The 13,681-nt window shown below is 58.0% G+C and carries 19 protein-coding genes; 10 read left to right on the top strand and 9 right to left on the bottom strand.

The annotated features are described in order from the left end of the window. Positions 1 to 6 precede the first annotated feature (6 nt). From BLR69_RS11190 to csrA, 3 genes are all read right to left on the bottom strand, one after another. Complete coding sequence (locus tag BLR69_RS11190; protein WP_071492908.1) at positions 7 to 300, bottom strand: hypothetical protein; 294 nt, start codon at positions 298 to 300, stop codon at positions 7 to 9. 94 nt (positions 301 to 394) lie between these two features. After that, a complete protein-coding gene (locus BLR69_RS11185; protein WP_071492909.1) occupies positions 395 to 634 on the bottom strand; it encodes a hypothetical protein in 240 nt (79 codons plus the stop codon). A 211-nt stretch (positions 635 to 845) separates the two neighbouring features. Further along, complete coding sequence (gene csrA / locus BLR69_RS11180; RefSeq protein WP_003192511.1) at positions 846 to 1,040, bottom strand: carbon storage regulator CsrA; 195 nt, start codon at positions 1,038 to 1,040, stop codon at positions 846 to 848. Positions 1,041 to 1,303: 263 nt separating this feature from the next. Here csrA and BLR69_RS11175 point away from each other — a divergent pair, with 263 nt between their 5' ends. Then, a complete protein-coding gene (locus tag BLR69_RS11175) occupies positions 1,304 to 1,669 on the top strand; it encodes a penicillin-binding protein activator LpoB (RefSeq protein ID WP_071492910.1) in 366 nt (121 codons plus the stop codon). Positions 1,670 to 1,700: 31 nt separating this feature from the next. Here the strand turns inward: BLR69_RS11175 and BLR69_RS11170 are convergent, their stop codons facing one another. From BLR69_RS11170 to BLR69_RS11160, 3 genes are all read right to left on the bottom strand, one after another. Then, positions 1,701 to 2,390, bottom strand: a complete 690-nt coding sequence (locus BLR69_RS11170) for an endonuclease (RefSeq protein ID WP_071492911.1) — start codon at positions 2,388 to 2,390, stop codon at positions 1,701 to 1,703. A gap of 4 nt (positions 2,391 to 2,394) precedes the next feature. Next, the gene (locus BLR69_RS11165; RefSeq protein WP_083365800.1) at positions 2,395 to 2,646 is read right to left on the bottom strand and encodes a DUF1654 domain-containing protein; all 252 of its coding nucleotides are present in this window, start codon (positions 2,644 to 2,646) and stop codon (positions 2,395 to 2,397) included. 172 nt (positions 2,647 to 2,818) lie between these two features. Further along, a complete protein-coding gene (locus BLR69_RS11160) occupies positions 2,819 to 3,907 on the bottom strand; it encodes an asparaginase (RefSeq protein WP_071492913.1) in 1,089 nt (362 codons plus the stop codon). Positions 3,908 to 4,460: 553 nt separating this feature from the next. Here BLR69_RS11160 and BLR69_RS11155 point away from each other — a divergent pair. The 7 genes from BLR69_RS11155 to BLR69_RS11125 are packed head-to-tail and all read left to right on the top strand — an operon-like array spanning position 4,461 to position 11,424. After that, positions 4,461 to 5,417, top strand: coding sequence for a sugar ABC transporter substrate-binding protein (locus BLR69_RS11155; protein ID WP_071492914.1), 957 nt, complete (start codon positions 4,461 to 4,463; stop codon positions 5,415 to 5,417). 57 nt (positions 5,418 to 5,474) lie between these two features. Beyond that, positions 5,475 to 7,028: a sugar ABC transporter ATP-binding protein gene (locus BLR69_RS11150; protein WP_071492915.1), complete on the top strand. Its 1,554-nt coding sequence runs from the start codon at positions 5,475 to 5,477 to the stop codon at positions 7,026 to 7,028. After that, a complete protein-coding gene (locus BLR69_RS11145) occupies positions 7,025 to 8,002 on the top strand; it encodes an ABC transporter permease (RefSeq protein WP_034107535.1) in 978 nt (325 codons plus the stop codon). Before BLR69_RS11150 ends, BLR69_RS11145 begins: the two co-directional genes overlap by 4 nt. A 3-nt stretch (positions 8,003 to 8,005) precedes the next feature. Continuing rightward, entirely contained in the window at positions 8,006 to 9,028 is a 1,023-nt protein-coding gene (locus tag BLR69_RS11140) for a LacI family DNA-binding transcriptional regulator (protein WP_071492916.1), read from the top strand. Positions 9,029 to 9,051: 23 nt separating this feature from the next. Then, positions 9,052 to 9,969 carry a ribokinase gene (gene rbsK, locus BLR69_RS11135; protein ID WP_071492917.1) on the top strand — a complete coding sequence of 306 codons (918 nt, stop codon included), beginning with the start codon at positions 9,052 to 9,054 and terminating at the stop codon, positions 9,967 to 9,969. Next, a complete protein-coding gene (gene rbsD / locus BLR69_RS11130; RefSeq protein ID WP_071492918.1) occupies positions 9,966 to 10,370 on the top strand; it encodes a D-ribose pyranase in 405 nt (134 codons plus the stop codon). The genes rbsK and rbsD overlap by 4 nt, the downstream gene beginning before the upstream one ends. Positions 10,371 to 10,395: 25 nt before the next feature. Next, the gene (locus tag BLR69_RS11125; RefSeq protein ID WP_071492919.1) at positions 10,396 to 11,424 is read left to right on the top strand and encodes a nucleoside hydrolase; all 1,029 of its coding nucleotides are present in this window, start codon (positions 10,396 to 10,398) and stop codon (positions 11,422 to 11,424) included. A 33-nt stretch (positions 11,425 to 11,457) separates the two neighbouring features. Here BLR69_RS11125 and BLR69_RS11120 read toward each other — a convergent pair whose 3' ends face one another. Then, positions 11,458 to 11,670 carry a hypothetical protein gene (locus BLR69_RS11120; RefSeq protein ID WP_010209115.1) on the bottom strand — a complete coding sequence of 71 codons (213 nt, stop codon included), beginning with the start codon at positions 11,668 to 11,670 and terminating at the stop codon, positions 11,458 to 11,460. A 171-nt stretch (positions 11,671 to 11,841) separates the two neighbouring features. On the opposite strand from BLR69_RS11120, the gene BLR69_RS11115 reads away from it, so the two are divergent. Together BLR69_RS11115 and BLR69_RS11110 are read left to right on the top strand one after the other, a co-directional pair. Then, positions 11,842 to 12,150 carry a hypothetical protein gene (locus BLR69_RS11115; RefSeq protein WP_071492920.1) on the top strand — a complete coding sequence of 103 codons (309 nt, stop codon included), beginning with the start codon at positions 11,842 to 11,844 and terminating at the stop codon, positions 12,148 to 12,150. A 144-nt stretch (positions 12,151 to 12,294) separates the two neighbouring features. Continuing rightward, positions 12,295 to 12,615 carry an I78 family peptidase inhibitor gene (locus tag BLR69_RS11110; protein WP_071492188.1) on the top strand — a complete coding sequence of 107 codons (321 nt, stop codon included), beginning with the start codon at positions 12,295 to 12,297 and terminating at the stop codon, positions 12,613 to 12,615. Between the two features lie 73 nt (positions 12,616 to 12,688). Here the strand turns inward: BLR69_RS11110 and BLR69_RS11105 are convergent, their stop codons facing one another. Then, positions 12,689 to 12,901 carry a cold-shock protein gene (locus BLR69_RS11105; RefSeq protein ID WP_003234260.1) on the bottom strand — a complete coding sequence of 71 codons (213 nt, stop codon included), beginning with the start codon at positions 12,899 to 12,901 and terminating at the stop codon, positions 12,689 to 12,691. Positions 12,902 to 13,190: 289 nt separating this feature from the next. Further along, positions 13,191 to 13,505 carry a hypothetical protein gene (locus BLR69_RS11100; RefSeq protein ID WP_081049314.1) on the bottom strand — a complete coding sequence of 105 codons (315 nt, stop codon included), beginning with the start codon at positions 13,503 to 13,505 and terminating at the stop codon, positions 13,191 to 13,193. Positions 13,506 to 13,681 lie beyond the last annotated feature (176 nt).

The following is a 13,681-nucleotide window of genomic DNA, read 5'->3' as shown; positions in this document are numbered from 1 at the left end:
GACTCGTTACCGGTCTAGGTCTTGTTCGGCGCTGGCAGCATCAGGAGGCTGCATCCGTTCATTCCTCATGCCTTGGCGGGACAGAACCATCTCCCGGAGGATTTCATTGGCGAGCCGTGCGATCGCTTTGGTGCCGCGATAATGCGCGCGCACAATCCCGGTAATGGCAAAATGGTCGGTTTCCGGGCCGCTGAGTACGGCCGAAAGGGTCCCGTCGGCGTGCAATGTGCAGGTCACCTGATAACTAGGCAGGCGGGCCGCAAGTGCTGATTCGATTTGGGATTTACTCAGGGTATCCATTTGCTCTAGTACCTTTCACAGACCATGCACGGCCAAGCATAGGTGGTGTTGTGGTGCTGAGAATACCGGCGATCTGATAGCGAAGAACCCGCCATCAACGCGTCGTTTGCCGGCACAGCCTGCGCTGTATGGCTTTCTGGATGGGCTGGAGGCAGAAAAGAAACAGATAGCCGCCAAGCAGCAGCGACAAGTCCAGCCAGGAGTGAGGTGCTGCCAAGCCAGCGCCTTCGATTGCAAACCTTAAGCCATACGCCAGCGCTACAAACACCAGCCCTATCAATAAGGCAATCATCCAAGACCTGTAGGCAAACGGCGGCGTGGTAGTAGGCCTCATCGACGTGCTCCTGAATGCACATGGAGGGTTGGATGTCAGTCAGGAGATTCGGCTGTGAGCGAAACAACTAGTTCCAAGCGTGAAGACAGTTTCATCTTTCCATGAAGATGAACACATTGGCGACGTCAGTCACGCAGCAAGGACAAGAGCGGTGGGAAGGTTTTTTCGCCAGCCATTACAGTGAACGAAAGGGCTGGCTACTGAAGGCACTTCAAGGCGTCTGGTTTTTGTCCGGAGCGGTCAGGCCGGCCTGGATGCGCTGGTAGATCTCCTCGCGATGCACGGCAACATCCTTGGGTGCGTTGATGCCGATTCGTACTTGCTGGCCGCTGACGCCCAGGATGGTGATCGTGATGTCATCACCGATGTTTATGCTTTCACCAACTTTTCGGGTGAGTATCAGCATGGACTTCTCCTTGATTACTTTTAAGGACACATGTTTCAGACAGGGCAGGTGTCGGATGTGTGTAGCTTACTGCTAAGCGCTTCCCTGTGACTGCCTCTTTTTAGGACGCATAGAGGCGACATTAATTCCCATGGCGGCATCATACAGGTCTGCGATACATGATTCGCATTGTTTAAGCCAACGTTTATGACGGCCAGAATAGACAGTGAATGATAAAGTCGCCTCTTTATCTTTAAAGGAGCAGGGCAGTGCGTAAAGTAGCGATGGCAATGGCGGTGTTGGCGTTGGTAGGTTGCGGTGAGGGCAAGCGGGTCGAGGCACCCAAGACCAAGCCTGCCGTGACCGAAAGCCAGCCTCAGACCGGCGCAATTGCCGCGCAGGAATGGGACGTGTGGGTAGGGCCGCCGGACCACAAGCTACAAGCTATCACCGACCTTACGGCCTGGTTGCTGGAACATGGTTTCAACTTTTACATCGTGAAGGTGGACGGTAAGGACGAAGTCCTGCTGGGCCCGTTCGCGACCAAAGCTGAAGCGGAGGCCAAGCAGGCGCTGCTCAACGAGAAAATGGCCCGCGCCAAGAAAACGGATACCGAATCGCAGGTTATCGAGCACAAGGTTGCGCAGTAACGCGTCGGGTGGGCGGGAGTTTCGCCCATTTTCAACTGCAGGCTTTCAGATTCACCGGGCCGACAAACTCATTGCCGCGCCCCATCACACACGCCACAGTCTGGTTGCGCTGGCGCTCCCAGGCTTGCACCGGGTAGGTTTTGTTCCAGGCTTCGTACAACTGGCGATCCTGTTTCGACAGGCGCAAGCCGTACTGTTTGCTCATATAAAAATAGGTGCGGGCGATCATTCCCCGGATGGAAGGGCGTGGCATGACCTTCTTGGCCTTGAAATCCACCTGGGTCAGGCATGACCCGTACTGCCCGCTTTGTACCGGCAGCCAGCCAAAACTGAAGTTATTACGGTCGCCGTTGACCTCGCCGATGCTTGGCACCAGGTTATGCAGGTCCGCTTCGGCGCGTTTGAACACGTCATCACGGCGCGTGCAGTTCTTGCGCCCACCGTCCTGCCAACATTGGCGCTGATGCCCGATCTGCCAGGCGGGAACAATGTGCTCCCATTCGATGCGTGCGGCACGGTTGGCGTTTTTGCGGGGGATGTAGCCACAGGCTTTCAAGTCCACGCGGTTGCCGGTGTATTTGCAGCCGCAATAGAACTCGGTGGATTGTGGGGCGTAGAGCTTCCAGGCGATTTTCTTGGCTTCGCTGAACGTGCGTGGCGCCTGGGCGTGGGCGGTGACGGCAAAAAACAGGCAGCACACCGCGATAAAACGGACACTCATTGAATCAATCTTCCTTCGGTACAACCCAGAAAATCTGTACGCCACCGTCGTCACGATAGGCGAGGGTGACATTGTCGTTCTCAGCGATTTCCTCCAGTAAGCGCGCCCATTCATCCTCAGGCTCTTCCGGCAAACGGAAGATCAACGCTGCCTTGGCTTTCTGGGCGTTGGTTGAATTGATGATCTTTTGCACGCGAACAGCCAGGCGTTCGTAGGCATCAGGTGCGGTTGGCGCTGCGGAAGAGGACTTTGCCACGGAGTATTCCTTAATAAGCTGTACGCACATACAGTATTTAACTGTAGGCGATTTCGCAACCACTTAAAATTCAAGAAGTTCGTCTTACAGCACTTCAGGCAACTGGGTGTAGGGCGGGGCATGATGGTGTAGGAGCGAGCAAGCTCGCTCCTACAGGGGGGGCAGTCAGGAATCAGTATTCCCAGAAGATCCGCTGCAGCTCTTTGCTGTCTTGGGTCTTGGTCAGGGCGACCATGGCCAGGATGCGGGCTTTCTGCGGGTTCAGGTCGAGTGCAGCGACCCAATCGTATTTGTCGTCAGGCTGTTCGGCGTTGCGCAGAACCATGCCGCCGGCATTCACGTGGGAAGAGCGAATGATCTGTACACCCTGCTTGCGCAGTTCCACCAGCGCAGGTACGACTTTGGAGGACACGGAGCCGTTGCCAGTACCGGCGTGGATGATGGCTTTGGCGCCTGCTTGAGCCAGGGCCTTGTAGGCAGTGTCGCTCACGTTGCCGTAGCCATAGGCGATCTCGACGTCCGGCAGGCTCTTGATGTTCTTGATATCGAATTCCGAATCCATGGTGTGACGCTTGGCCGGCAAGCGGAACCAGTAGGATTTGCCTTCAACCACCATGCCCAGTGGGCCCCATGGGCTCTTGAACGCTTCGGTCTTGATATTGATCATCTTGCTGACGTCGCGGCCCGACTGGATCTCGTCGTTCATGGTGACCAGCACGCCTTTGCCGCGTGCATCCTTGCTGCCGGCAACAGCCACGGCGTTGTACAGGTTGAGCATGCCGTCAGCCGACATGGCGGTGCCTGGTCGCATGGAACCGACCACCACGATTGGCTTGTCGGTTTTCTCCACCAGGTTCAGGAAGTAGGCGGTTTCTTCCAGGGTGTCGGTACCGTGGGTGATCACGATGCCGTCCACGTCCTTGCTGTCGGCCAGTTCAGCGACGCGGCGACCCAGTTGCAGCAGGTTTTCATTGTTGATGCTTTCGGACGCAATTTGCATCACTTGCTCGCCACGCACATTGGCGATCTGGCTAAGCTCAGGAACACCAGCGATCAATTGCTCGATACCGACTTTCGCTGCCTGGTAGGTGGCGCTGTTGGCTGCGCTGGCACCGGCGCCAGCAATGGTGCCGCCGGTGGCGAGGATCACCACGTTGGACAGTTTGGTTTTGGTTTCAACTTCCTTTGCCTGGGCGGCAACGGGGAACAACAGCAGGAGGGCTAACGCGCCCGGAACAAAAGTCTTCAGTGCAGATTTCATTATTTTTCTCTCTGGTTTTTGATGATTGCTGTAGCAGGTTCATCTAGAACACCCGGGCGGTTCTGAATGCCACGAGGTGATGGGGTAGAGCAGGATCTGTACCAGGCTCAGCGTGAACGCAAAAACAATTTAAATTATTGATTTATAACAATTAATATTGATTTTTCGGGCTTGTTGATCATGTGCTTGTCCGGCTTTCCGAACATCGGACTGTATTGCGTTCGGTTGTCCGAAAAAGTTGACCGCCAGGCTTTGGGGGATGCATGAATCATGCGCACCAGCCTGTCGTTTTAGAGAACGACTGGGGGTGTGCGATGTTTAACTGCATCCATGGTCAAGCGTGAGGGATGGCGTGGATGAAAGGCTGTTTTCAACCGTTGACAAATCTCGACAAGGTTCTCATAGTTTGAATAACGCAAACGTTTGCGAGATGTTTCACGGAGCACTCCTTGAGTATCGTGACAGCTCGTACCAGCCGCCCGGGTGGGAAGGCTGCCGAAGGGGTCTTCGGTGCAAGCGTTGCTCACAATAATCATAAGATCGGAGTGAACCCATGAAGCTGCCATTCGCTGGACGTCTTCTTGCTGTCGCTGTGCTTGCTGCTGCATCTGCTGCCCTGCCTCTCTCCTCTGCATTTGCCGATGACGCCGCCAAACCCAAGGTCGGCCTGGTCATGAAATCCCTTGCCAATGAATTCTTCGTCACCATGCAGGAAGGTGCCAAGACATATCAGAAAGAGCACGCCGCCGATTTCGACATGATCACCAACGGTATCAAGAACGAAACCGACACCAGCGCGCAGATCGACATCGTCAACCAGATGATCCTCGCCAAGGTCAACGCCATCGTCATCGCGCCTGCCGACTCCAAGGCACTGGTCACCGTGCTGAAGAAGGCTTCCGATGCCGGTATCAAGGTCGTCAACATCGACAACCGCCTGGACCCGGACGTGCTCAAAAGCAAGAACCTCGACATCCCTTTCGTAGGTCCGGACAACCGCAAAGGTTCCAAGCTGGTCGGCGACTACCTGGCCAAGCAACTGGCCTCGGGTGACAAGGTCGGCATCATCGAAGGCGTGCCGACCACCACCAACGCCCAGCAACGTACCGCAGGCTATAAGGATGCGATGGACGCTGCCGGCATGAAGATTGTCTCCACCCAATCCGGCAACTGGGAAATCGACCAGGGTCAGAAAGTGGCGTCCGCCATGCTGAGTGAATACCCTGACCTCAAGGCCCTGCTGGCCGGTAACGACAACATGGCCTTGGGCGCAGTTTCTGCCGTGCGTGCGGCCGGCAAGGCTGGCAAGGTGCAGGTCGTAGGCTACGACAACATCGAAGCCATCAAGCCGATGCTGCAGGACGGCCGTGTCCTGGCGACCGCCGACCAGGCCGCTGCCCAGCAAGCCGTGTTCGGTATCCAGAATGCGCTCAAGCTGGTCAAGGGTGAGAAAGTCGATGCCAAAGATGGCGTGATCGAAACCCCGGTCGAACTCGTCCGCAAGAAGTAATCCTGGCAGCACCCAACAGCGCCCGCTCGTCCTGAGCGGGCGCCTGGAGATTTTCCTATGTCATCTTCCGCCCCGAACGCTGTCCTCTCGGTCAGCGGTATCGGCAAGACCTATGCCCAACCGGTTCTGTCCGACATCACCCTGACGCTGAATCGCGGGGAGGTGCTGGCGCTGACCGGTGAGAACGGCGCAGGCAAAAGCACGCTGTCGAAGATCATTGGTGGGCTGGTCACGCCGACCACCGGGCACATGCAGTTCAACGGCCAGGACTTCCGCCCTGGTAGCCGCACCCAGGCCGAAGAGCTGGGCGTGCGCATGGTCATGCAGGAGCTCAACCTGCTGCCGACGCTGACCGTTGCCGAAAACCTGTTCCTGGATAACCTGCCCAGCCACTGTGGCTGGATCAGCCGCAAGCAACTGCGAAAAGCCGCGATCGAGGCCATGGCCCAGGTCGGGTTGGACGCCATCGACCCTGATACGCTGGTTGGCAGCCTGGGTATTGGCCATCAGCAAATGGTCGAAATCGCCCGCAACCTGATCGGCGACTGCCACGTACTGATCCTTGACGAACCCACGGCCATGCTGACGGCCCGTGAAGTCGAGATGCTGTTTGAACAGATCACCCGCTTGCAGGCCCGGGGCGTGGCGATCATTTATATTTCGCACCGGCTGGAAGAGCTGGCCCGTGTTGCCCAGCGCATTGCGGTCCTGCGTGATGGCAAGCTGGTCTGTGTCGAGCCGATGGCCAATTACAACAGTGAGCAACTGGTCACCTTGATGGTCGGTCGTGAGCTGGGTGAACACATCGACCTGGGCCCGCGCACCATCGGCGGCCCGGCCCTGACGGTAAAAGGCCTGACCCGCTCGGACAAGGTTCGCGACGTGTCCTTTGAAGTGCACGCGGGCGAGATCTACGGCATCTCCGGCCTGATTGGTGCCGGTCGTACTGAGTTGTTGCGCCTGATCTTCGGCGCCGACCTGGCCGACAGCGGCACCGTGGCGCTCGGTTCGCCGGCCCAGGTGGTAAGCATTCGCTCGCCGGTGGACGCGGTGGGCCATGGCATTGCGCTGATCACCGAAGACCGCAAGGGTGAAGGCCTGCTGCTGACCCAGTCCATCAGTGCCAACATTGCCCTGGGCAACATGCCGGAAATTTCCGGCGGTGGGGTGGTCAACAGCCGCAATGAAACGGCCTTGGCCAAGCGTCAGATCGACGCCATGCGCATCCGCAGTTCCAGTCCGGCGCAGCTGGTTTCCGAACTGTCCGGCGGTAACCAGCAGAAGGTAGTGATTGGCCGCTGGCTGGAACGCGACTGCTCGGTGATGTTGTTTGACGAACCGACCCGTGGCATCGACGTGGGTGCCAAATTCGATATTTACGCCTTGCTTGGCGAGTTGACCCGCCAGGGCAAAGCGCTGGTGGTGGTGTCCAGCGACCTGCGCGAACTCATGCTGATCTGCGACCGCATCGGCGTATTGTCCGCCGGGCGTTTGATCGAGACATTCGAGCGCGACAGCTGGACCCAGGATGAATTGCTCGCCGCGGCCTTCGCCGGCTATCAGAAACGTGATGCGCTGCTCAACGACGCAGTGCTTAGGGATAACCCATGAAAACTACAACCTCCCCTGGCAAGACCGGCGGCAACTTCTACGGCCTGGGCACCTACCTGGGCCTGGCGGGTGCCTTGCTGGCGATGATTGCGCTGTTCTCGGTGCTCAGCGATCACTTCCTGTCTTATGACACCTTCAGTACCCTGGCCAACCAGATTCCGGACCTGATGGTGCTGGCGGTGGGCATGACGTTCATCCTGATCATCGGCGGGATCGACCTATCGGTGGGCTCGGTGCTGGCACTGGCTGCATCGGCTGTCAGCGTAGCAATCCTCGGTTGGGGCTGGAGTGTGCTGCCGGCTGCCGTGCTGGGCATGGGCTGTGCCGCATTGGCCGGTACCATCACCGGCTCGATCACCGTGGCTTGGCGCATACCTTCGTTTATCGTGTCCCTCGGCGTGCTGGAAATGGCCCGGGGCGTGGCGTACCAGATGACCGGCTCGCGTACCGCCTACATCGGTGATTCGTTCGCCTGGCTGTCCAACCCGATTGCCTTTGGTATCTCGCCGTCGTTCATCATCGCGTTGCTGGTGATCATCGTCGCGCAACTGGTGTTGACCCGTACTGTGTTTGGTCGTTACCTGATCGGTATCGGCACCAACGAAGAGGCCGTGCGCCTGGCGGGGATCAATCCCAAGCCTTACAAGATCCTGGTGTTCAGCCTCATGGGGCTGCTGGCCGGTGTGGCCGCGCTGTTCCAGATTTCGCGCCTGGAAGCGGCGGACCCGAACGCCGGTTCCGGCCTGGAGCTGCAAGTGATTGCGGCCGTGGTGATCGGCGGCACCAGCCTGATGGGCGGGCGCGGCTCGGTGATCAGTACTTTTTTTGGTGTGTTGATTATTTCGGTACTGGCGGCTGGCCTGGCGCAGATCGGTGCCACGGAACCCACGAAGCGCATCATCACCGGTGCCGTGATCGTGATTGCCGTTGTCCTCGATACCTACCGCAGCCAGCGCGCCAGTCGGCGGGGCTGAATCATGGCAACGATCAAGGATGTGGCGGCGCTTGCGGGTATTTCCTACACCACGGTGTCCCATGTGGTGAACAAGACGCGCCCGGTCAGTGAGCCGGTGCGCATCAAGGTTGAAGCGGCGATCAAGCAGCTCGACTACGTACCCAGTGCCGTCGCGCGCTCACTCAAGGCCAAGACCACGGCCACCATCGGTTTGCTGGTGCCCAACAGCCTCAACCCGTATTTTGCGGAGTTGGCCCGGGGGATCGAGGATTACTGTGAGCGTAACGGCTACTGCGTGATCCTGTGCAACTCCGACGACAATGCCGAAAAACAGCGCAACTATTTGCGCGTATTGCTGGAAAAGCGCATCGACGGCTTGATCGTCACTTCGGTGGGCGGCGATGACAGTGGTCTCGCCGCCGGCTTGAGCGCGGTGCGCACGCCCATGGTGATTGTCGACCGGGCGCTGGATGGCATTGATGTGGACCTGGTGCGTATCGATCACGAGGAGGGCGCCTATCTGGCGACCCGGCACTTGCTCGAACTGGGCCATCGCGACATTGCTTGTATCGGCGGCCCTGCCCATACCCGTGTTGCGCAAATGCGTTTGGCGGGCTATCACCGTGCGCTGCGAGAGGCCGGTGTCGAGGTGGCCGCCAACCGCACCCAGGAAAGCGATTTCACCAGCACGGGCGGTTATGCCGCTGCTGTGCATTTGCTGGCGCAAAACCCGCCCAGTGCGATTTTTGCCAGCAACGACATGATTGGTTTTGGCGTGTTGCGTGCAGCGGCAGAGCGCAATATCCGCGTACCGGGTGAGCTGTCGGTGATCGGTTTCGATGATATTCAAATGAGCCGTTACGTCTACCCGGCGCTGACCACGGTCGGGCAGTCGATCGTGCAACTGGGCGAGACGGCGGCCGAACTGTTATTGCGAAGAATTGCAACACCCCAAATGCCGATCGATCAACGCATCGTGACGCCGAGCATCGTGTTGCGTGAGTCGACGGCGCCTGTCTCCGGTACGTTCGCCCAATACCGCTGAACCGAATTGATGAGTACTGATGTATGCCAGCAAAAGTAGTGGTAATAGGCAGCTTGAACATGGACCTGGTCACCCGTGCCAGTCGGTTGCCCCGTGCCGGTGAAACCTTGATCGGCCAGACATTCTCAACCGTGCCTGGTGGCAAGGGCGCGAACCAGGCGGTTGCCTGCGCACGCTTGGGGGCCGATGTGTCGATGATCGGCTGTGTCGGCAGCGATGCCTATGGCATCCAGTTGCGCGATGCGTTGGTGGTGGAAGGCATCGATTGCCAGGCCGTCAGCACCGTGGACGGTTCCAGTGGCGTGGCCTTGATCGTGGTCGATGACAGCAGCCAGAACGCGATTGTGATCGTGGCGGGCAGTAACGGCGAACTGACGCCAGCCTCATTGCAGGCGTTTGATGCGGTGCTGCAGGCGGCTGAGGTGATCGTCTGCCAGCTGGAAGTGCCGATGAATACGGTGGGCTACGCCCTTAAGCGCGGTCGTGAGCTGGGCAAGACGGTGATCCTCAACCCTGCACCGGCCAGCGCGCCGTTGCCGGCTGAGTGGTACGCCTCGATTGACTACCTGATCCCCAATGAAAGCGAAGCTGCCGCACTGAGTGGTGTGGCCGTCGACTCCATTGACAGTGCCAAGGCCGCGGCCATCCACCTGATCCAGGCGGGCGCCGGCAAAGTCATCATCACCCTGGGCTCTCAGGGCGCACTGTTTACCGACGGCCAGAATTTTGAGCATCTGCTTGCGCCCAAGGTCAAGGCGGTAGACACAACGGCAGCGGGCGATACCTTCGTCGGTGGCTTTGCTGCGGCGTTGGCCAACGGCAAGAGCGAGGCCGAGGCCATTCGTTTTGGCCAGGTCGCGGCGGCGTTGTCGGTCACCCGCGCCGGTGCGCAACCCTCTATTCCAACGCTGCACGACGTACAAGGTTTTGTGCCCTCATGAAAAAGACACCTCTGCTCAATATTGCCCTGTCGCGCGTGATCGCCTCGCTTGGGCATGGTGACATCCTGGTGATCGGTGACGCTGGCCTGCCGGTGCCCCCGGGTGTCGAGCTGATCGACCTGGCGTTGACCCAGGGCATTCCGGATTTCATCAGCACCTTGCGTATCGTGCTCAGCGAGATGCAGGTGGAGCGCCATGTGCTGGCGGAAGAAATCTTGCTCAAGCAACCACCGGCGTTGGCCGAACTGAATGCGCTCACAGAACAGGCGGCCCTCGGTGAGCGGCGCCTGGTCAGCCATGACGAATTCAAGCAGCTCAGTCACAAGGCGCGCGCGGTAGTGCGCACCGGTGAATGCCAGCCCTACTGCAATATCGCGCTGGTGTCCGGCGTAACGTTCTAGCGTTCTCAACGACAAGGAGTGTTTTATGCAATATGGTCTTCCAACCCTGAAAAACCTGTTCCGGAGTGTCCTGCTTTTGTCTGCGCTCACTGCTGCAAGCGCCCAGGCGGCGGAAAAAATCGACCTGATCATCGACACCGACCCTGGTGCCGATGATGTGGTGGCATTGCTGTTCGCCATGGCCTCTCCGGAGGAACTGAACATTCGTGCGCTCACCACCGTCGCCGGCAACGTGCGCCTGGACAAGACTTCCCGTAACGCCCGTCTGGCCCGCGAGTGGGCAGGGCGCGAGGAAATCCCGGTGTACGCCGGTGCGCCCGCACCGCTGCTGCGCACGCCGATCTACGCCGAGAATATCCATGGCAAGGAAGGTATTTCCGGCGTCACTGTGCACGAGCCCAAAAAAGGCCTGGCTGACGGCAATGCCGTTGACTACCTGATCAAGACCCTGAGCACCGCCAAACCGCACAGCATCACCATCGCCATGCTGGGTCCGCAGACCAACCTGGCGCTGGCGTTGACCCAGGCACCTGACATCACCCAAGGCATCAAGGAAGTGGTGGTGATGGGCGGCGCGCACTTCAACGGCGGCAATATCACGCCGGTGGCGGAGTTCAATCTGTTCGCCGATCCTGTTGCAGCCGAGATTGTGCTCAAAAGTGGCGTCAAGCTGACCTATCTGCCATTGGACGTGACCCACAAGGTGTTGACCAGTGAAGCGCGCCTGAAAAAGATCGCCGATCTCAAGAACAATGCGAGCAAGGTGGTTGGCGATATTCTTAACGAGTACGTCAAGGGCGACATGGAGCATTACGGCATTCCAGGCGGTCCGGTGCATGACGCTACCGTCATCGCCTACCTGCTCAAACCTTCGCTGTTCAGCGGCCGCGAGGTCAACGTGGTGGTGGACAGCCGTGAAGGCCCGACCTTCGGCCAGACCATCGTCGACTGGTACGACGGCCTGAAACAACCGAAGAACGCGTTCTGGGTGGAGAACGGTGATGCCCAAGGCTTCTTCGATCTGCTGACCGAGCGCCTGGCGCGTCTGAAGTAATGGGTTGACCGGTCGGCGTTCGCCAGCCGGTTCTTATTCGCGCTCGGGGTCGTGTGCCCCCATGTGATCGGCCGGGTATTTCTCGAATATCTGGCCGATGAACGCTTGCGCTGCCTGCGTACCCAGTTCCTTGACCAGCAGGTCGATGCCGATAATCGCCAATTCCTCTGGGCTGCCGGGGCTGTATGAGCTTTGTCCTTGGGGCCACTTGGCTTTGATATCGGCTTGGAGCGTTACGGTGGTCATGAAGGTCTCGCGGGGCTGAAAGTACTGGGCAATGCGCTGGAACGCGGTTTTTACCGGGCCAGTTAACCATTTTGCATCGTGTTTGGCACTGATACTTAGGCATGAGGTGATTCGGCATGACGTTGCTGCTGTGCGACACTGTCTGCCTGTTTAATTGCCGGGGAGCACCGCGTGCAGATCGACTTGAACAATCCCGAGAACCTGACGCTTGCGAATGTGCGCCAACTTCTCGCCAGTGCCAGTGACGACGAACATGCTCAGTTGCGGGTGACCAAGGCCGGGATCGCCTATATCTCTACAGGAAGGGTTGTAGGTGGCGTGGATATCGACGGCCTGCTGTTTCGCCTGGAGACGTGGGCCAAGGGCTCCGGATACGTAGGCAATGTTGCCGCCAGTGATGAAGTCTGGGTGACACAGATCTTCAATGCACTAAAGGAAAACTGGCCAAAGCCTGCGTTCGACTACATCGACATCTACTGAACACATTCATATCTGGTCACGATTGAACGGGCGAATGCCTGTCCAGACTCAGGCAGACTTGCCCGGCGGCGGTTTACGTCTTGAAACCAATCCGCCCAATTGCTGTCGCACGATCTCTGTCCATTTTTTATCATAGGAGGCTTCATGCCTTGGAAGCTCGCATCATTCGGTACTTTGTTGGCAGCACTCGCGTTGGCGGGTTGCAGCACCCCGGGTGCCTCTGAGCCAGCCAAAGACGCCGCCGTGACCGATGCCGGTCATAGCCGCTGTGAGTCGAAGGCCGCCGAATTCACGATCGGCCAGAAAGCCTCGCCCCAGTTGCTGGAACAGGCGCGTACCCGTGCCGGTGCGCAGAACGCGCGGATCCTCAAGCCAAATGACATGATCACCCTGGAGTATCGCTCCGACCGCCTGAACCTTAATACTGACGACAACCTGGTGATCACGCGGGTCAATTGCGGCTAAGTCTCACAAGGCTTTTGCACCACCCATAAAAAACCCCGTCACATGGACGGGGTTTTTTTAGCTCAGCGGAGAATTACTCGCCGCGAACCTGTGCAGCTTGCATACCCTTTTGGCCTTTCTCAGCCACGAAGGAAACGGTTTGGCCTTCTTTCAGGCTTTTGAAACCGTCGCTTTCGATAGCTTTGAAGTGTACGAACAGGTCGTCACCGCCACCTTGAGGAGTGATGAAGCCGAAGCCTTTTTCATCGTTGAACCATTTAACGGTGCCGGTTTGGCGATTAGACATGGTGTATCTCCAAGAAACATATATTTTCAGTAGTGCTGTGCTGCTCAGGCCAACTGGGCACACCGGGCTATCATAGTCGAAATGTTCGGCTTGGGAGCCCCCCCAAGGCATTGTTTGCTAATCAATAGCGTTGCGTTTAGTACCTGTTCCGGCTGAAAGCCACGGTCTACGGGGCTTTCGCTCGAAATATCAACTGGTAAAAAAAGCCGTAAAAGCTGCGTAATTTGTGAGAAATGGCAGTTTTCAGGCCGTTTTACCCGTAAAAAAGCCGTCTGATCTGTGGCGGTTCTTACTTTTTCTTCACGACTTTGCAGGACGAAATAGCCGCGACGGCTTTGTTTTTAAGCTCCGGCTTGGCGTTCGGGTTGGTCATGAGTTCTTTGATTTCGGCAGTGCTCAATTCGGCGTTGATCTTGTCTGCGCCACATTCGCAGTGGTCTTTGGCTGTCTTGACGTCTACGTTCTGGCTGGCGGCGGCGCTGCAGTCATTGACGAAGCTGTCACGGGCACCGGCTGGCCAGTTCGACGGGGCGGCTGCCTGTGCACCGAGGGAAAGGAGGGTCAGGGAGGCGGCGAGAGCGAGGGTAGAAGTAAAACGCATCATGAGGATGCTCCTTTGAGTCGAGGACGAACGGCGATTCTCAGTGGCTTTGAGGCATTGCGTACAGCTCAAGTTCACTTTTGCAGCTATAAAGCGCGGATTTTGTGGTTACACAAGATAGCAGCGCCGCGATGACCGTTCATCTGTGCTAGCATCTTGCGCTTGGCTATTTCCAGGCG

The organism is Pseudomonas azotoformans, from assembly GCF_900103345.1.
In the GTDB taxonomy this organism is placed as follows: domain Bacteria; phylum Pseudomonadota; class Gammaproteobacteria; order Pseudomonadales; family Pseudomonadaceae; genus Aquipseudomonas; species Aquipseudomonas azotoformans.
This window is presented reverse-complemented; position numbering and strand designations above follow the sequence as displayed.